The following is an 18752-nucleotide window of genomic DNA, read 5'->3' on the forward strand; positions in this document are numbered from 1 at the left end:
TGCCTGCCGCTGGCCAGAGCGAGGAGGCGATCTTCGCCGAACTGGCAGCGAGGACAGGCGAGTCAGGTATCTGCGCGTGGGCAGTGTGCGTTGCTGTGGGCGTGCCCAGATCCGACGCCTAGGCCAGACTCCGCGAGGCCGAACCACTCTTTGCGGAGTTGTCGCTGGGAGAGGAGGAACTTGTCGCCGCTCTCCTCGCGCTGGGGGACATGTTCATCGCCGGACCGAGTACTTGACGAGCACGACAGGCCGCACCGCCCGCACGGCCCGCCACGCCAGGAGGGCCCGGACGTGCTCGACCGGCCAGGTCGGGGACGTCATGAACTGCTGCAACGCCTGGTGGTTGACCCCGAGCCGCTCGGCCATCGGCTACATCGACTTTCGCCGGCCCTCCAGCAGCAGCCCCGCAGATACAGCCCACCCTTGGCCCCGCTGATCACAGCGGGCCAAGGGCGCGAACACCTCAGCCGCGAACTCCTCCAACCGACCCCGCCACAACGCAAGCTCCCCAGCCCTCATACGACCAGAGAACTACCAACCACACGATGCGACAAGCCTCCTAACAAAGCACTATTAGGAGCTGTCCGGCCGATCACAAGATGCGTACTCTTAGCACGTGATTGATCACGGCGTTGCTCTGCCTTACTACCGCCTCCATGTCGTGCCTGCGGTTGAAGCGCTGGCCAGCCCGACGTGGCAGCGAGAGGTGTGGCTCGATCCGGATCAGTTCGAGGACCTCGACTACACGGTGCATGTGCTCTTCGACGACTTCTGCGATGCGAACAACCCTCAGCCCTGGCTGGGGCAATCGCTTCGCAGCGAGGAAGAAGTCGAGCTGATGGCACATCTTGGCACTGCCTACAACGCGGTGCAGGAGTCGGTCGGCGCCACTGCCCGTGACGAGGTCTATCTGGACTCACCGGGCTGGTCGGGCGTAGTCGCCGCGGCAGCCCGGCTGGCTCAGGTACTGGTGTCCAACGACCACTCTGCGTTGAGCAAGTTGCATGACGCCGGCCATCGCTGGCCGCTCGACACTGAGCCAGTTACGTCGGTGACGGAAGGCCAGCACGTCGATTCATGGCCGCAGCCAGATGGCCACGGCCGCCGCGGTGACCGTTGCGAGGAAGACGTAGCCGCGCTTGTCGTATCGCGGGCCACGGCCGGGCGTTCTTCAGCTTGTTGATGGCCCGTTCGACGGTGTTGCGCTTCTTGTACCGGTCCTCGTCGAAGCCCGGTGGCCGTCCGCCGCATGATCCCTTGCACAGGCGGGCGGCCTTGCTGTCGGCCTTTTCCGGGATCGTGTGCCCGATACCGCGCCGCCGCAGGTACTGACGGCAGTCGGGCACGCTCGCACTGCGCCTGCTCCAGTCCGCCCTGGTCAACGTCAACACCCTGCTGATGCAGCAGGTCCTCGCCGACCCGAAGGGAGCCAACCAGCTCACCGACGCCGACCGCCGGGCTTGTCGCCGCTGTTCTGGACGCACGTGAACCCGTACGGCCGGTTCGAACTCGACATGAACGGCCGTCTCGATCCCGGTCCCGCCGCGGCCATCCCCCCTACGGACGGGTGAACCCCAGCCGGCAGCCGCCGGATGACGTCGGCTACCGCCTCAACCAGCAGACCACGGAAGGTCAGTCGGTGTCCGTCGCGGCCAGTACGGCCAGGCGCCGACGGCCCGGTGCCAGGACGGCCAGACCGATGTCCCAGGCCACTTGTTCGAACCACGTCGTGTCGGCGCCGAAACCGTGCCAGACGCAGTCCCGCACACGTGCTTCGACCTCGCCGGCGGTGGCGCCTTCCGGGCTTCCGGCTAGCGCGGCCAGGGACTGCCAGGCCGCCAGCCGGCCGTAGGCGCCATAGGAACCGGAGTTGTACGCCCCTCCCGTCGACGCCGCCGCGAAGAGCACTCGCCATGCCTGGGCCAGCGGGCGGACAGCGACCGACAGAGCCGTCTTCCTCCCCACCCCGCCCAGACACTCCAGGCCCAGTGTCAGCAGCGCGTCCGGGACCAGCCGGGCCTCCAAGGCCTCGGCGAAGTCGAACACCCGTGCCTCGATGCGCCCGTTGGACTCTTCAACCCAGTTCGTCACGGCCTTGGCCATCGCCGTGGCAGAGGCCTCTGTCGTCGTCTCCTCCGCCGACGGGACACGCGCGCTGGTGGTCACCGCCAGTTCGTGGCCCTCCGCCGCACCGTACGGCATCGCGTGACCGCTGCCCCGGATGCTGTAGCTCGGCAGGTCCGCGGTTCGTTCCATGTCGGACAGCGTCAAGGGAAGCCAGCCCAGCGGGTGATGACTCCAATGCGGTGATGTCGCCCAACCCGCGATCCCCGACACCTCCTCGACGACCACACCCCTGAGAACCAGCTCGTGGACCAGGCAGGCCCGAAGCTCCTCCGAAGCACGGCCGGTGAACGCCGCGGCCAGGTCCGACGCCTCGTGACTGGAGGCCAGCAACGAGGCGGTGTAGCGATCCAGTTGCGTGCTGGCGACCTCAGCCGAGGAGACCAGCCGCAGCGCTTGGGCGACATTCTCGGGACCAGCGGTGGTGGCCAACAGCCGAAGCAGATGGTCGAAGACGCTCCTGTACTGCCACATCTGCCCCCCGGTGCCGTGCGTCCTGGCGAGAGCGATGCCAAGGTCCGCAGCGAAGGCGGCATCCCCCTGCGCGGCCCGGCCCTCGGCCACCGCACACACGCCGGTGACATCCTTCAGGTCCGGCAGCCCCGTCACGATCTTCTGTATCTGATCAGCCACGGCCCTGAGCCTACGCATCCGACGGCCCCAACTCACCTCATGAACGGTCATCTCCGGGAGGAAGATCGAACGGTCCCACAGAACGTGCCACAGGACCCGCGGAGACCGCCGTACAGGGGACCGCGGTGCGGCGGCGGTGAAAACGCGGTGCGCAGTGGAGCCTCGCTGGGCACACTGGTTCGATGATCACCGACCACTGGCCGCTGCGGGGCCTGCGGGTGGCCTCGCCCCGCCTGGAGCTGCGCCTGCCCACCGAGGACGAACTCGCCGAGGTCGCCGACGTCGCCGCGCGCGGCGTCCACCCGCCCGAGGACCGCCCGTTCCTGACGCCCTGGGGCGAGCTGGCGCCGGCCGAACGGGCCCGGCACGTGATGCAGCTGCACTGGCGGCGACTGGGCCGCTGGAGCGAGCAGGACTGGGCGCTGAACCTGGTCGCCTTCCACCAAGGGCGCCCCGTGGGCATCCAGGACATGCGCGCCAAGGAGTTCGGCGTGCGACGCGAGATCGTCTCCGGATCCTGGCTCGGCCTGGAGCACCAGGGCAAGGGCCTGGGCACCGAGATGCGCGCGGCGATGCTCCACCTGGCCTTCGCCGAGCTCGGCGCGCAGTCGGCGACCTCCCTGTCCTTCACCGACAACCACTCCTCACTGGCCGTCTCCCGCCGGCTCGGCTACCACGACGACGGCATCGACCGCGACGTCCTGGACGGACAGGTGGTCGTCTCCCAACGACTGCGCCTGACCCCCGAAGCCTGGGCCGAACACGCCCGCACCCCGGTCACCGTCACCGGCTTGACCACCGCCTGCCGCACCCTCTTCGGCCTCCCCCACTGACCACCACCCACCAACGGCCCGCCCAGCCCGCAGCCAACCACACAACAGCACCTCCGCCCGGCGATCGGCCTACGGTCAACGCACCCCGCACAGTGGGAAACCGGACCCGCCGACTTCCCACTCCCCCACAGCGACGCGCGACCACAGCGGACCGTACGCAGCACAGCCCCGGCAGGCAGAAGCCAAGCCGACCCACAGGGCCAGGACACAGCGCCAAGCCCTCCACAGACCGAACCCCCGCCCCACAGCCCCGACATCGACGCCCGCCCCCCGCCGCCCCCGCACAGGAAGTCGGACCCGCCGACTTCCTGTGCGGCGGCGCCGTGCGGCCAGGGCAGCGTGCAGCGGCCGACCCACGCCACGCTGGTGCCGCCGACTTCCCTACGGCTCGACGGCAGCTGATCCGGCTAGTACTGCAGCGGGCCTGGTGCGGCGCGGCCCCCAGGGGCGGGAGGCGAGTCAGCCCACAGAGCCAGACACGACGGCAAGTTCCACCGCAGGCCGAAACCCGCCTCAGCGACGAGGACTTGCCCCCTGCTCCCGCGTGGGAAGTCGGCCCGGCCGACTTTCCACGCGCCACCCCAGCACCAGCGCCCCCGCGCAGCCAGGCCGACGAACGGGCCTGCCGCCCGCATGCCCCGGGCCGTGGGAAGTCGCACCTGCCCGACTTCCCACCCTCCACGGCTCGGCAACGGCCGCGCTCCGGCGAACGCACCAGCAGCGGGCCGGGCGCAGCGCGGCCCCCGGGGGCGGGAGGCGAGTCGGCCCGCAGGGCCGGGCGCGACGACGGATCCGCTGGAGGCCGAAGCGGGCGGTGCGGCAGGCGCGTCGGGCGGCCGCAGCCGTGCCGCCCAGGGCGGGCGCCGCCGACGGTGCGGGGCGGCCCCCGGGGGCTGGGGCGCTGCCTACGGTGCGGGGGTTGCGGCCGCGGTGAGGAGTGCGTCGAGCAGGCCGGGGAAGCGGGTGTCGAGGTCGGTGCGGCGCAGGCTGACGAGGCGGTTGCGGCCGGCGACGCGGGTGGTGGTGACGCCGGCCTCGCGCAGGACCCGCATGTGGTGGGAGACGGTCGACTTGTGGAGGTGTTCCAGGCCGAGGCCGCGTGGGTCGCAGGAGTGTTCGCCGCCGTCGGCGTAGCTGAGCAGCAGGGTCATGCGGACGGGGTCGCCGAGGGCGTGCAGGACGGTGACGAGGTCGATGTCGGCGGTGGCGGGCTGGGGAAGCCGTTCGTCGTCGGGCATGGCGCGCGCTCCTGGGGGCGGGGGCGGGGACAGGGAATGGTTTGACAATCATCCACCCATCCCCGATTGTTTGACGAGTGTCCAACGGTTGCATGCTTGTCCAACAGTTTCGTCCGTTCGACGACGACACGCCCCGCCCCGTCCCACGATCCGTTCCTGCACCCCGGGGGGTCCCGCCGTGCCCGTACGTCTACTCCTGCTCGCCCTCGGCACCTTCGCCGTCGGCACCGACTCCATGGTCGTCGCCGGCATCCTCGGCCCCGTCTGCGCCGACCTGGGCGTGTCGGTGCCCGCCGCCGGCCAGCTCGTCACCGTCTTCGCCCTCGCCTACGCGCTGCTGGCCCCGGTGCTGGCCACGCTCACCGCCCGCTGGCCGCGCCGGCGCCTGCTGCTGACCGCGCTGGCGCTGTTCAGCGCCGCCAACGCGCTCAGCGCGCTCGCCCCCACCTTCGGACTGCTGCTGGCCACCCGCGTGCTGGCCGCCGCCGGCGCCGCCCTCTACACCCCCACCGCCAACGCCGTGGCCACCACCCTGGTCGCCCCCGAACGGCGCGGACGGGCACTGGCCACCGTCCTCGGCGGGATGACGGTGGCCACCGCACTCGGCGTACCGCTGGGCACCTGGGTGGGACGCACCGACTGGCGGCTGACGATGTGGCTGGTCACCGCACTGGGCCTGGCCGCGCTGACCGGCCTGGCCCTCCTGCTGCGCGACCTGCCCGCCCCCACCGCCGCCCCCACCCTGAAAGCCCGCCTGGCCCCACTGCGCCGGCCCCGCGTCCTGGGCGCCGCGGCCACCACCCTGGTGTTCTTCCTCGCCTTCCAGAGCGTCTACATCTACCTGGCCACCGCCGTGAGGAGCGCCACCGGCGGCGACTCCGGCCGGCTCAGCATCATCCTGGCGACCTGCGGCGTGATGTCGGTGGCCGGCAGCTGGCTCGGCGGACGCCTGGTGGACCGGATCGGCGTGCGCCGCGTCCTGCTGACCGGCTCCGCGCTGGCCGCCGGTGCCTTCACCGCACTGCCCTGGCTCGCCCTCAGCATGCCGGGCGCACTGGTCTACGCAACCGTCGTACCCCTGGCAGGCTGGGCCGTGTCAGTCGCGCTGCCGCACAAACTCGCGACCATCGACCCCCACAACGCACCCCTGCTGATCTCCCTCAACAGCAGCGCCCTCTACCTCGGAACCGCGGCCGCAGGCCTGGCCGGATCCACCGCCATCACCGTCCTGGGCGAACGCTGGTTCCCCCTTGCCGCAACCGCCCTCGCCCTGACCGCCTACACCGTCGCAGCCACCACCACCCGCGACGAACGCCCCCGGCGAACCCCGACGCCACGACCCACGCAACCCACCCACACCTGAACCGCCACCCACACCGACGCCCGGTGCCCCGGTCCGGCAGCCTGCCGGACCGGGGCACCGGGCGCCACGAGCAGAAGGGTTCAGCCCCGCAGGACCTCGCCGACCAGCGCGCGGGCCTCCTCCTGCACCCGGGCGAGGTGCTCGTCGCCGTGGAAGGACTCGGCGTAGATCTTGTACACGTCCTCCGTACCCGAGGGCCGGGCGGCGAACCAGGCGTTGGCCGTACAGACCTTGATACCACCGATCCGGGCACCGTTGCCGGGAGCCTCCGCCAGGACCGCGGTGATCTCCTCCCCCGCGATCTCACCCGCCCCGACCCGCTCCGGCGACAACCGCGCCAGACGGGCCTTCTGCTCACGGTCGGCCGGAGCGTCCACACGGGCGTACGACGGCGCGCCGTGACGCTTCGTCAACTCCCCGTAGTAGGCGCTGGGAGACGCGCCGGTGACCGCGGTGATCTCCGCGGCCAGCAACGCCAGCAGAATGCCGTCCTTGTCCGTCGTCCACACCCCGCCGTCACGGCGCAGGAACGACGCACCCGCGCTCTCCTCACCACCGAAACCGATCGAACCCTCCAACAGGCCGTCGACGAACCACTTGAAGCCGACCGGCACCTCCACCAGCGCACGGCCCAGGTCCGCTGCCACCCGGTCCAGCATCGAGGAGGACACCAGCGTCTTGCCCACACCCGCGTCCCCGGGCCAGTCGACGCGGTGGCGGTACAGGTAGTCCACCGCCACCGCCAGGTAGTGGTTGGGGTTCATCAGACCCCCGTCCGGAGTGACGATGCCGTGCCGGTCCGCATCCGCGTCGTTGCCGGTCGCGATCGCGTACTCGTCCTTGCGACCGATGAGGGACGCCATCGCCGCCGGAGAGGAACAGTCCATCCGGATCTTCCCGTCCCAGTCCAGCGTCATGAACCGCCACGTCGGGTCCGTCACCGGGTTGACGACGGTCAGGTCCAGGCGGTGCACCTCCGCGATCCGCGCCCAATAGGCCACCGACGCGCCGCCCAGCGGGTCCGCACCGATCCGCAGACCCGCCGCCCGCACCGCGTCCAGGTCCAGCACCGAGGGCAGATCCTCGACATAGGCACCCAGGAAGTCGTAACGCCCCGTCGTGGCCGCGGCCAGCGCCCGCGCGTACGGAACCCTCCTCACCCCCCGCATGCCCTCACGGATCAACTCGTTCGCCCGGTCCTGGATCCACCCCGTCGCCTGCGAACCCGCCGGCCCGCCACTGGGCGGGTTGTACTTGAAACCGCCGTCCCGCGGCGGATTGTGCGAGGGCGTCACCACGATCCCGTCCGCCAACGCACGGGGACTACGCCGGTTGTGCGCCAGGATCGCGTGCGACACCGCCGGCGTCGGCGTGTACCCGTCCTCCGCGTCGACCAACACCTCCACCCCGTTGGCCGCCAACACCTCCAACGCCGTCACCTTCGCCGGCTCCGACAGAGCGTGGGTGTCCGCCCCCAGAAACACCGGACCCGCGACCCCCTGCCCCGCCCGGAACTCGCAGATCGCCTGTGTCGTCGCCGCAATATGGTCCTCGTTGAACGCCCCGTCCAACGACGAACCCCGATGCCCCGACGTCCCGAACACCACCCGCTGCCCCGGCTCCTGCGGATCCGGCGCCAACGCGAAGTACGCCGTCACCAACCGCGCCACGTCCACCAGGTCACCAGACTCCGCCAACCGCCCGGCCCGAACATCCACCATCAGCCAACTCCCAACCCAAGATCACAACCCACCACGCACCACCACCCCACACTCACCGATCGTAACCACACACCACCCCACACCGAACCGAGCAACACAGACGACGACCGACACCGGACCCCTGCCCGACACCGAGAGCGACGGACACGCGGCCCCGCACGGACACCGAGGACGACGACGGGCGCGGGGCCTCAGTCGGGCAGCCGCTGGCGGTGGGCCGCCAGCGCGGGAGCGGTGGTGGTGGCGAGGAACTCCGTCACCCGGTACTCGGTCAACCCGGCCCGCACGAACGGGTCGGTGGCCACCAGCGCCTCCATCGCGGCCCGGTCCCCGCCCACCGCGAGGATCACCCCGCCGTCACGCGGCACCTTGCGCCCCGAGGCCAGGAAGGTACCCGCCGCGTAGTGCCCCTCCAGCCACTCGATGTGCTGCGCCAGCACGGCCTCGACCGACTCCAGGTCGGCGGTGTACGTGAGCTCCAGTACGAACATGCCATCCAGGCTAGACCTCGGCCCCCACTCACCCCCGAACACCCCCACCCACCCCCGAACACCCCCACCCGCCCCGACGGGCCACCAGAGCACCCGGTGATCCCCGGCAGGCCCCGTAGGCCCCTGCGAACAGCCTCCCGCGAGCCCCGACGACGGCCCCTGCACGCGGCCCACGGCAGTAGGTGATCACCCGATGGTTGCGGTACAACAATCCCGATGTGACGACCGATCGGAGAGATCCTCATATGAGCAGGCCAGGACTGTCACGCCGCGCCCTCCTCACCGCCGCCGCAGCCGGCACCGCCACCGCCGTCGCCGGCTGGAACACCGCCACCGCCGCCTGGGCCACCGAGACCGGCGCCGACGTCGCCGAACTGCCCGCCCTGGACGGCACGATGACCCTCCAGGGACCGGGCCTGGAACGCTTCACCGGCGACTTCGGCCACCTCGTCACCGCCCGCCCGCGCGCCGTACTGCGCCCCGGCTCCGTACGCGACGTGCAGCAACTGCTCGCCTTCGCCCGCCGCCACCGCATCCCGGTGGCCGTCAACGGCCAGAGCGGCGACCTCGCCCAGCACGGCGAGGCCGGCCTCGAATCCCACTCCAGCTACGGCCAGGCCAACCCCCGCGGCGGCATCGCCATCGACGCCCGCGGCCTGTCCCGGATCGTCTCCGTGCAGCCCGGACGCGCCGTCGTCGAAGCCGGCGCCACCTGGGCGCAGGTCACCGAAGCGGGTCTGGCCGCGGGCTGGGTCCCACCGGTGCTCACCGACTACCTGCACCTGACGGTCGGCGGCACGCTCAGCGTCGGCGGCATCGGCGGCGCCGTGCAGCGCCACGGCATGCAGGTCGACAACGTCCTCGAACTCGACGTCGTGACCGGCACCGGCGAACTGGTGACGGCCTCCCCCACCCGCAACCGCGACCTCTTCCACGCGGTGCTCGCCGGCGGCGGCCAGGCCGCCGTCATCGTGCGCGCCACCCTCGCCCTGGTCCCCGCGCCCGAACGCGCCCACGTCTTCTCCCTGTACTACGACGACCTCGACACCTACCTCGCCGACCAGCACACCGTCATGGCCCAACGCCGCTTCGACCTCCAGGTCGGCGACGTCGTCCGCACCGAGGACGGCACCCGCTGGCGCTACAAGGCGGAACTGGTCGCGTTCACCGACACCGGGCAGACGGTGGACCAGGCCGCACTGCTGGCCGGACTCCACCCGACACACACGGAAGTGGTGGAGCAGAGCTGGCGCGACCACGCCTTCCGGGTCGACGCCTTCGCCCAGTACCTGCGCGAAGCCGGCCTGTGGTCACAGCCCAAACCCTGGCTGAGCGTCTTCCTGCCCGCCGCCACCGCACGCAGGTTCATGGCACGCGCCGCCGACATCCTGACACCCGCGGACCTGGGAGCAGGCCTGCTGCTGTTCTACCCCTACCAGCGCTCGAAGATCACCGCACCCCTGGCAGTCCTGCCCGAACAGGAAGTCGGCTGGCACTTCGACCTGCTGGCCTTTCCGCTACCCGGCTCGGACACCACCGCCATGCTGCGACGCAACCGACAGCTGTACGACCTCGCCGTCGAACTGGGCGGCAAGCGCTACCTGATCGGCGCGATACCCGCCATGACCCACTCCGACTGGCAACACCACTACGGAAACCTGTGGCAGGACGTCACCCACGCCAAACAGCGCTGGGACCCCGCAGGGATCCTGACCCCCGGCCAAGGCATCCACACCCCCTGACCACCACCCCCGGACCACCACTCCCGGACCACCGCCCCTCGCACCGCCCCCTCCCGCACCACCGCACCGCCCGCCCGCCGAACGGAGTCGACCACCGTCCCGGCCGCCCGCGCGACACACCCGCGCGGGCGGCCCCTCGCACCGCCCCCTCACGCTGCCCTTTCGGACTGCCCGCTCGGACATTCCCTCCCGGCCCCCGCACCCTCCGACCCCCGCGCGCTCCGAACCCGGGCACGGGTTCGCTACCCTGCCCCGATGGCCCCCTCCCCCCGCCCCACCCGGCTCACCACACGGCTCGTCGACGGACTCGTCTGCGTCTACACCCCCACCGCCGACGCCCTGGGCGTGCTGACGCCCGCCGCGGTCTACCGCCCCGTCCCCGCAGACGAGGCCCTCGCCCACACCGTCGCCCCCGACCTCACCCGCGCCTACTACACACTGCCTGGAATGGAGCGGCGGCTACCTCGACACCGACACCATCCTCGCCACCCTCGCCGGCGAAGACGAGAACGAGGAGGACTGGTTCCGCCACTACCGCGTCCACGCCCGCACCGGCCACATCCACGGCCCCGTCGACACCCACGCCGCCCACCCGGACGACCTCCACCCCCTCGGCGACGGCTCCTGGCTCACCACCGGCCCCACCGGCCACCCCCTGCGCTGGACCCACCCCTGACCCGGACACCGCCACAAGCAACCCCGACGACGGGCCACCGGCGTCCGCACCCAACCGCCTGCGGACGCCCCCGGAGGGCCCACCCCACCCGGCGCGTACAGTGCCTCCCGTGCCCGGACAGAGGAAAGAACCCCGAACCCCCGACAACGCGCAACCCGCGACCTACGAGACCGTACGCGCCGCCATCCTGGTCTCACTCGACTTCGCCAACCTCGACATGGACTTCCCCCGCATCGTCCACTGGCTCCGACAACTACCCGCCACCGACCGCGACCGCGTCCTGAACGACCTGGAAACCCTCACCACAACCCCCACACCCCGCCAGAACGACGCCACCTACCTCCTCAACGACCTCGGACTGCGCCGCATCCACTGGCCACCACCCTGCCCCCCTCACCGAGGAGCGGTCCGGTCGATCGTCAGGTGCGTACTCCCGGCTCGTGATTGACCACGGCATTGCCCTGCCGTACTACCGCCTCCATGCCGTGCCTGCGGTCGTGGCGCCGGCCGGCCCGATGAACAAGCCTGCCGCCGACAGGCGGACGGCCTCCGAGCCTCGGGCGTGATGCCGTTTCGCGGTTACGGGGTGCCGGCTTGCTCAGTCACCCGCGTCCAGGTGTTCATGATGATGAAGGTCTTGGTGCCCTCCACCTTGCCGGTCCGGCGTACGGCGTTGATCACCTGCTGAAGATGCTTCACGTCCCGGACCCGGAGCCTGAGCAGGGCGTCGGAGGTGCCGGCGATGCTGTGGCTCTCCTCGATCTCCGGGATGCTCTCGGAGATGCCCTCGATCTCGTCGCTGTCGGTCGCGCCGAGCAGACGGATCTCGATGAACGCCTGAAGCATGCCCGCCCGGCTGTCCTCGATGACCGCGGTGTAGCCGTGGATCACACCCGTCCTCTCCATGCGCTCGATGCGGCGAGCGCACGGAGCCGCCGAGAGTCCCACAGCACGCGCGATCTCCGACACGGGCGCTCGCCCGTCCTTGCGGAGGATGGTCAGGATATGACGGTCGATCGCGTCCACGGCCAACTCCCCGAATCATGCGCGCCACGCACAAGTCACGCGCTGAAAGCTCCACTGCCCCTTGCAGATCGAGTGAACCACGCTCGACATATGCGTGATGATGCCCGGCCTATCGCCTGCGGACCGCCCTCCTGTCATCGTCATGGCGTCCGGGTGACCCCCGGCAGGAGGCCCGCACCGGCCAACCCCTACGGCGCGGACTCCGACCAGGTGACAGGTGCGCGGGTATCCCCGGCACCCCGCGGCCGGCCCCACATCCTGGGGCCGGCCGGGTACCGGACCAGGTCCACCAGCAGCGGTCATCGCGCAGGCCGCGCAAGAGCCCGCCGGCACCATCCGCCGGAGCAGTTCCCACGAATCGTCCAGGCGCCGGCCGTTCGACGATCCCGACCATGGCTCGTAGGCCACCGAGCCGGCCGAATGAGAGGGCTGCCAAGGACCGCACGCACGAGGGGGTGAGGGCCGGACAACCCCAGACGGGCTCAGATCCAGCCGCGCTCCCGCGCCCGGACCCCCGCTTGGAACCGCGTACCGGCGTCCAGTGCGACCATCAGAGCCGCCACCCGCCGCGTCGCCGTGCGCACGCTGACCCCCAGCTGCCGGGCGATCGCCTGGTCCTTGAAACCGGCGTGCAGCAGACGTACGAGCACCAGATCCTCCTCGCTGGGCCCCTCCTCCACCTCCTCCACCTGATGGGCGAGCAGGGGTTCGGCGCGTGCCCAGTACGCCTCGAACAGCTCGATCAGCCCGTCCAGCAGGCCCGACGGATGCACGAGCACGATGGATTCCTTGCTGCCACCGGTCAGCGGCACCATCGCCACCCTGCGGTCCACGATCCGCGCCTTGAAAGGCAGATGACGCAGCAGCCGCGACTTCTCGCCGAGGGCGGCGAGCCGCAGAACGGTCTCCATCCGGCCGGGCGGAGCGATCGACTCCAGGCAGTACACGCCCCGGATGTCCACGCCGCGCTCCACCCATTCGCGGGTGGTCGTCTTCTCCTGCTCGTGGAAGTGCGGCTGACCGACCGCATCCAGGTACGGCGGCTTGTCCAGCGTCCACAGATGGGTGGTGACGGACCGGTTCACCTCGTCGATCCGCCGGGCGATCGCCTCCGGGTCCGAGAGCACCTCCACCAGGGCTTCCGGGTCCGACGTCAACTGGTTGGCCCGGTAGAGGCGGTGGAGACCCGACAGTTCCGCCTCCACTTCGCCGTACATCGTCTCCGCCTCGGACCGACGCCGGTGCAGCAGGGCCGAGAGCGCCGACCGGGGGCTTACCGCCTCCCATCGGCCCCGGCTCACCCGCCGTACGAGGCCGAGGTCGGCCAGCCGCTTCAACGCCTGTCCGGTACGCGCCGCTCCGGCGCCGGCGCTCTCCGCGAGATCGGCCACCGTGCAGTGCTGTCCCGACAACACCGCCGGGTACACGCTCTCGTCGAACGGGCCCACACCCACGGCTTCCAGCACGACCAACCCTCCTTGCCACCCGAGAGGACACCGCCAAAGGCCCATGCCCCGTTGCGGGCCGACCGGTCTTCCCCCGCGTGGCGCGTTTGGCCACCACGCCAAAGACGCCATCACATTATCTGGACAGTCGGTATTTGCGCAGCGTTCACTCGTCCCGGACCACCTGCCAGTCACCCCAGGTGCCAGACGGTTCGGAGATTCCCACCCCCAGCGCACGCCTCAGACGAGCATCCACGCTCGTCTCTCCGGCGTGCGTGGAAATCCATGAGGAGAGTCCGTGTCACTCCTACCGCGACGAACGTCGCGCAACCGGCGAGCCGCCCTCGCCGCCTTGCTCACCACCGCCCTTGCCGCGCTCAGCCTCCCCCTCGCCACGACCGCCACCGCCACCCCCGCTCCGATCGCCGAATCCGCGACGGGCACCTACCTGGTCACCCTCGCCGACCAGCCTCTGGTCACCTACGACGGCGGGATCGGCGACCTCTCCGCCACGAAGCCCGCCGAGGGCGGCAAGATCGATGTCGAATCGGCCACCGCCAAGCGGTACCGCACCCACCTGACGGACCAGCAGACCCGCGTCGCCAAGGAGGTCGGTGCCACCGTCCGGCAGCACTTCGCGGTCACCACCAACACCTTCAGCGCCCGGCTCGACGCCCGCCAACTGGTGCGCCTCGCCCGCGCCGGGAGCGTCGTGCACATCGCCCCCGACCGGTTCCACAAGGCCGCCGACGACCGGAGCTCCACCGACTTCCTCGGTCTCTCCGGCCGCAACGGGCTGTGGAAGGCCCTCGGCGGGACGGCCGAAGCCGGCAAGGGCATCGTCATCGGGGACATCGACACGGGCATCTGGCCCGAGAACCCCTCCTTCGACGCCCCGGCCCTGAGTTCCCGCAAGCCCGGCAACAAGGACCGCCACCGGCCCTACCGCGTGGGCACGACCACCGTGATGCAGAAGGCGGACGGCGGCACCTTCAAGGGCACCTGCCAGACCGGCGACCGCTTCACCGCCGCGGCCTGCAACGAGAAGGTCATCAGCGCCCGCTACTTCGGCGACGCCTGGTTCGACGCCGTCCCGGAGTCCAACCGGGCCGGATACGTCTCCCCACGCGACAGCCAGGGCCACGGCACCCACACGGCGTCCACCGCGGCCGGCAACGCCGACGTCCGCGCCAAGGTCGACGGTGAGGACCTCGGCACCGTCTCCGGCGTGGCCCCCGCAGCCGCCATCGCCGTCTACAAGGCCCTCTGGCAGAGCAAGGACGGCGCCTCGGACGGCGGTCTGACCAGCGACATCGTCGCCGCCATCGACCAGGCCGTCGCCGACGGCGTGGACGTCATCAACTACTCGATCGGCGGCACGTTCGAGAGCGCGTACGACAGCCCGGTGCAGGTCGCGCTCCGCAACGCCGCCGTGGCCGGAGTCTTCGTCGCCACCGCCGCGGGCAACTCCGGCCCCAAGCCGTCCAGCCTCGACAACATCGCGCCCTGGACCACCACGGTCGCCGCCGGCACCATCGCGTCGCACACCGGCACGGTGACCCTCGGCAACGGCGCGAGCTACACCGGCATCAGCACGACCGTGCACCGGCAGGTCGGCCCCGCCCCGCTCGCCCGGGGCTCCGCGGTCCGGGTCTCCGACACCGTGGACGTCTACGCGGACTACTGCATGCCGAACTCCCTCGACCCGGCCCGCGCGGCCGGGAAGATCGTCGTCTGCGAACGGGGCGTCAACTCCCGCCCCGAAAAATCCGCCGAGGTCCGGCGGGCCGGCGGCATCGGCGTCGTCCTGGTGAACCCCGGCGACGATAGCAGGGACGGCGACCTGCACAGCTTGCCGGTCGTCCACCTCAACACCCCCGACGCGACCACCGTCCGCACCTACGCCGCCACGGACGGAGCCACCGCCACCCTCACCGAGGGAGGCACCTCCGACATCTACCCGCAGGTGGCCGGCTTCTCTTCGCGCGGCCCCTCGCTCGTCGGCAACGGCGACCTGCTCAAGCCCGACATCACCGCGCCCGGCAGCACGATCCTCGCGGCCGTGTCCCCGGACGGCAACAACGGCCACGACTTCGACTACTACTCCGGCACGTCCATGGCCACCCCGCACATCGCCGGCCTGGCGGCGCTCTACCTCGCGGAGCACCCCACCTGGTCCCCGATGAGCATCAAGTCGGCCATGATGACCACAGCCACACCGACGAAGACCGCGGACGGCAAGAACAGCGACGACGCCTTCGCGCAGGGCGCCGGCGAGGTGGACGCACGGGCCATGCTGCGGCCCGGACTCGTCTACGACTCGGGCGAGCGGGACTGGCTCGCCTACCTCGAAGGCTCCGGCGTGCACACCGGAACCGGCGTCAAGGCCATCGACCCGAGCGACCTCAACTACCCGTCCATAGCCATCGGCGACCTCTTCGGCAAGCAGACCGTCACCCGCACCGTCACCGCGACCACGCCCGGCACCTACCGTGCCCGCGTGGACCTCCCCGGCGTCAAGACCACCGTGAGCCCGTCCGTACTGCACTTCACCCACCCCGGCCAGAAGCTCACCTTCACCGTCACCCTGGACGTGACCACCGCGCCCGCGGGACGCGTCGACACCGGGTCCCTCACCTGGACCTCCGACCGCATCACCGTCCGCAGCCCGATCGTCGTCACCCCGCAGACCGTCCGCGCCCCCGCCGAGATCAAGGGCTCCGGGTCCAGCGGCTCGACCACGTTCTCGGTCACCCCGGCCACCAGCACCCTGACGGCCACCGCCTACGGACCGGTCTCCTCACCCGCCACCAAGGGCACCCTGACCACGGCGCAGCAGATCTCCTACGACGCCGAGATCCCGTCCGGCGCCAAGGCGTCGCAGATCACGGTCCGCTTCGACGCGGCGGCGGACACCATCACGGGCGTCCTCTGGGGCAGCAAGGCCGGCGGAGTCCTCCAGGACGTCCACGTCGCCGTCCCCGACAGCGACGGAACGGTCACCATCACCGTGCCGCATCCCACGGCCGACGCCATCCTCGTGTCCCTGGTCGCGGTCGGGGCCAACGACGAAACCGTCACTCCGTACACCTACCAGGCGAACCACATCACCGCGGACAGCCCCGTCACCGGCAAGGTCACGGTCACGCCCGACCGGGCCCGCGTCACCCCCGGCGTACCGACCGACCTGACCGCCGCCTGGTCCGGCGTCCCGGCGGACGCCCGGTCCGGCGCCTGGATCGAATACGCCAACGGGGCGGGCTCCTTCCTGTCCCTCAACTGAATCCCGGCGCCCACCAGCGGGGGCGGCACGCACACGCGTGCCGCCCCCGCACGGGTGCTCCGCACGCGCCGGCTGCTCGAACTGATCAGCGGGCCCTCCCGAAAGCCCTGGCCGGGGCCTGACCTTCAGCCAGGCCCCGACCTCCTCCCACACCTCATCGCCGCCTGGACCGGCCACTGCCCCACCTGCCGACAACCCACCCCGTGGCAGACCTGCGACACCCCTGACAAAGCGCTACCAGGGACCGCGTCGAGCCGTTCCGGGAGCCGTTCACCCTGGCGCTCGGCGAGCATGACAGCGAAGGAGCGGACGTGCCGGGTGAGGACGTCGGTCCTCAACGTCGGCGGCTCTCCGCCCGACAGGCGGACAGCCCTCGTCCAGGGTCCTGCTCAGCCGCCTTCGCCGGTTCCTCCGCCGGTTCCTCGGTCCGCGCCCGGGGTCAAGGCGGTAGGTGCGGCGAGCCGCGGTGCCGTCGGCGGGCCAGGTGCTGACGGGCGTCCTCGCGGCGCCGGCCCGCTCCGCGCGGCCTGGAGCCCGGCCGCCCTGTCCCTTCCCTCCGCCCCGGCGCCGTGTTCCGCCGGGGCGTGTTGTGCGGGTGTCGCGATGAGTGTGTCGCCCGGATGGGGCATAGTAGCGTCGTGCGCGTGAAGTCACGTGCATGGCGCGGACTTTGGCCATCGAACGGACGGGGGCGAGTGTTGGGAAGGGGTGGTGGGTGTGGGACGGGCACGCGTGGCAGCGCGGATGATCGTGCACCCCGGCGTGGAGGACGTCAGCGTCCAGCAGGTGCTGGAGGCGCTCGCTGACCCGGCCCGCAGGACGGTGGTACGCACACTCGCCCACTCGGGAACCGACCTGAGCTGCGGCTCCTTCGACCTGCCCGTCGGGCGCTCGACCTCCAGCCACCACTTCACCGTCCTCCGCCAGGCGGGACTACTACGCCAGTACTACGTGGGCACCACCAAGATGAACGCCCTACGCAGCGAGGAACTGGAACGACGGTTCCCCGGCCTGCTCGCAGCGGTGGTCGCCGCCGCCGACGCAGAAGCCGCACGCACCGCCTCCAAGACCTGACCCGAGGTGCCCTCGGGGCGGGGGCGTAAGCTTGCCGTCCGTGATCAACAGTGGGGGCCAGGACCAGGAGTGGGACACCACGCGCCGGTGGGTCGAGGGACACCTCGCGCCCGGCGAGCGCATCGGCGAGGTCAGCGCGCTCAAGGGCGGGTGGACCTCACGGATGCGCCGCCTGGAGGTGGCCCGCCCCGGCGGCGCGGAGGCCCCCTACACGCTGGTGCTGCGTTCCTTCGTCAAACCCTTCTACCGCCGCCACGCCCCCCAACTGCTGGCCCGCGAGGCCACCGTGCTGCGTCTGCTGGAGGACAGCGCCGTCCCGGCCGCGCGGCTCGTCGCCGTGGACGCCCAAGGGTCCGTGTGCGAGCACCCGTCGCTGCTGATGACCCACCTGCCCGGCAGCGTGCGCCTGGACCAGGACGACGACACCGCCGCCCGTGCCGACCTGCTCGCCGCGCAACTCGCCGCCGTGCACGCCCTGCAGGTCGACGACAGCCACCGGCCGCGCACCTGGCAGCCGTGGACAGCCCCCGAACGCGTCGCCGTACCCCAGGACACCACCCGCCCCGCGCTGTGGGCACGGGCCGTGAAGGCGATCGACACGCCCCCGCCCGCGTACCGGGGATGCTTCCTGCACCGCGACTTCCACCCCGGCAACGTCCTGTTCACCGGCACCGGCCCCACCCTCGCCCTCACCGGCGTGGTCGACTGGGTGGAGACCTCCTGGGGCCCGGCCGACCTCGACGTCGCCCACTGCGCCACCACCCTCGCCTTGCTCCACGGCCCCCAAGCGGGCCTCGCCTTCACCGACCGCTACACCGCCGCCGGCGGCCGCACCCTCTCCGAGGGCCGCGACCACCTGTACTGGCGACTCCTGGACGCCCTCGCCTTCGCCCCCGACGCCGAGAAGGTCGCCGTTCCCTGGCGCGAACTCGGCCGCACCGACCTGACACCTTCCGTCCTGACCCAACGCCTCGAGGACTACCTGCAGGCCCTCTTCGACCGCTACGCCTGACCCGCTTCCCCGGCAGCGGGCGCAGCCGGGCGATGGCCTCCTCGACGCGCTCGTCCCGGGCAGGCAGCCAGGCGATGCAGGCCCGGCCGAC

At 71.3% G+C, this 18752-nt stretch carries 14 protein-coding genes and 2 pseudogenes; 9 read left to right on the top strand and 7 right to left on the bottom strand.

Annotated elements, in window-relative coordinates; all coding sequences use genetic code 11:
* Positions 1-234: 234 nt before the first annotated feature.
* Positions 235-519, bottom strand: a pseudogene (locus tag ACZ5GH_RS38370) (transposase); the annotation flags it as partial.
* A 97-nt stretch (positions 520-616) separates the two neighbouring features.
* Between ACZ5GH_RS38370 and ACZ5GH_RS38375 the strand changes: the two are divergent.
* The gene (locus ACZ5GH_RS38375; protein WP_464336953.1) at positions 617-1183 is read left to right on the top strand and encodes an SCO4402 family protein; all 567 of its coding nucleotides are present in this window, start codon (positions 617-619) and stop codon (positions 1181-1183) included.
* 164 nt (positions 1184-1347) lie between these two features.
* Positions 1348-1571: pseudogene (locus ACZ5GH_RS38380) on the top strand (Tn3 family transposase); the annotation flags it as partial.
* Between the two features lie 61 nt (positions 1572-1632).
* Here ACZ5GH_RS38380 and ACZ5GH_RS38385 read toward each other — a convergent pair.
* Positions 1633-2757, bottom strand: coding sequence for a DUF6183 family protein (locus ACZ5GH_RS38385; RefSeq protein ID WP_464336954.1), 1125 nt, complete (start codon positions 2755-2757; stop codon positions 1633-1635).
* Positions 2758-2939: 182 nt separating this feature from the next.
* Between ACZ5GH_RS38385 and ACZ5GH_RS38390 the strand changes: the two genes are divergently transcribed.
* Complete coding sequence (locus ACZ5GH_RS38390) at positions 2940-3590, top strand: GNAT family N-acetyltransferase (RefSeq protein WP_387760552.1); 651 nt, start codon at positions 2940-2942, stop codon at positions 3588-3590.
* A 905-nt stretch (positions 3591-4495) separates the two neighbouring features.
* Here ACZ5GH_RS38390 and ACZ5GH_RS38395 read toward each other — a convergent pair.
* Positions 4496-4828, bottom strand: coding sequence for an ArsR/SmtB family transcription factor (locus ACZ5GH_RS38395; RefSeq protein ID WP_387760551.1), 333 nt, complete (start codon positions 4826-4828; stop codon positions 4496-4498).
* A gap of 178 nt (positions 4829-5006) precedes the next feature.
* Between ACZ5GH_RS38395 and ACZ5GH_RS38400 the strand changes: the two genes are divergently transcribed.
* Positions 5007-6191 carry an MFS transporter gene (locus ACZ5GH_RS38400; protein ID WP_464336955.1) on the top strand — a complete coding sequence of 395 codons (1185 nt, stop codon included), beginning with the start codon at positions 5007-5009 and terminating at the stop codon, positions 6189-6191.
* 80 nt (positions 6192-6271) lie between these two features.
* Here the strand turns inward: ACZ5GH_RS38400 and pgm are convergent, their stop codons facing one another.
* The gene (gene pgm / locus ACZ5GH_RS38405; protein WP_464336956.1) at positions 6272-7912 is read right to left on the bottom strand and encodes a phosphoglucomutase (alpha-D-glucose-1,6-bisphosphate-dependent); all 1641 of its coding nucleotides are present in this window, start codon (positions 7910-7912) and stop codon (positions 6272-6274) included.
* A 191-nt stretch (positions 7913-8103) separates the two neighbouring features.
* Positions 8104-8403, bottom strand: coding sequence for a YciI family protein (locus ACZ5GH_RS38410; protein WP_387760548.1), 300 nt, complete (start codon positions 8401-8403; stop codon positions 8104-8106).
* A 245-nt stretch (positions 8404-8648) separates the two neighbouring features.
* Here ACZ5GH_RS38410 and ACZ5GH_RS38415 point away from each other — a divergent pair, with 245 nt between their 5' ends.
* Both ACZ5GH_RS38415 and ACZ5GH_RS38420 read left to right on the top strand, forming a co-directional pair.
* Positions 8649-10145 (top strand): FAD-binding protein, encoded by a 1497-nt coding sequence (locus tag ACZ5GH_RS38415; protein ID WP_464336957.1) that lies wholly within the window; start codon positions 8649-8651, stop codon positions 10143-10145.
* Between the two features lie 785 nt (positions 10146-10930).
* Positions 10931-11269 carry a hypothetical protein gene (locus ACZ5GH_RS38420; protein WP_464336958.1) on the top strand — a complete coding sequence of 113 codons (339 nt, stop codon included), beginning with the start codon at positions 10931-10933 and terminating at the stop codon, positions 11267-11269.
* A 131-nt stretch (positions 11270-11400) separates the two neighbouring features.
* Here ACZ5GH_RS38420 and ACZ5GH_RS38425 read toward each other — a convergent pair whose 3' ends face one another.
* Entirely contained in the window at positions 11401-11847 is a 447-nt protein-coding gene (locus ACZ5GH_RS38425; protein WP_464336959.1) for an Lrp/AsnC family transcriptional regulator, read from the bottom strand.
* 482 nt (positions 11848-12329) lie between these two features.
* On the bottom strand, positions 12330-13313 hold the full coding sequence (locus ACZ5GH_RS38430; RefSeq protein ID WP_464336960.1) for a helix-turn-helix domain-containing protein: 984 nt from the start codon (positions 13311-13313) through the stop codon (positions 12330-12332).
* Positions 13314-13590: 277 nt separating this feature from the next.
* Between ACZ5GH_RS38430 and ACZ5GH_RS38435 the strand changes: the two genes are divergently transcribed.
* The 3 genes from ACZ5GH_RS38435 to ACZ5GH_RS38445 all read left to right on the top strand — a co-directional run bounded on the left by ACZ5GH_RS38435 (position 13591) and on the right by ACZ5GH_RS38445 (position 18661).
* Entirely contained in the window at positions 13591-16575 is a 2985-nt protein-coding gene (locus tag ACZ5GH_RS38435) for a S8 family serine peptidase (protein ID WP_464336961.1), read from the top strand.
* A 732-nt stretch (positions 16576-17307) separates the two neighbouring features.
* Positions 17308-17649: an ArsR/SmtB family transcription factor gene (locus ACZ5GH_RS38440; RefSeq protein ID WP_387760542.1), complete on the top strand. Its 342-nt coding sequence runs from the start codon at positions 17308-17310 to the stop codon at positions 17647-17649.
* 43 nt (positions 17650-17692) lie between these two features.
* The gene (locus tag ACZ5GH_RS38445) at positions 17693-18661 is read left to right on the top strand and encodes a phosphotransferase family protein (protein WP_464337019.1); all 969 of its coding nucleotides are present in this window, start codon (positions 17693-17695) and stop codon (positions 18659-18661) included.
* Positions 18662-18752: the final 91 nt, after the last annotated feature.

Source organism: Kitasatospora sp. Xyl93 (assembly GCF_055383135.1).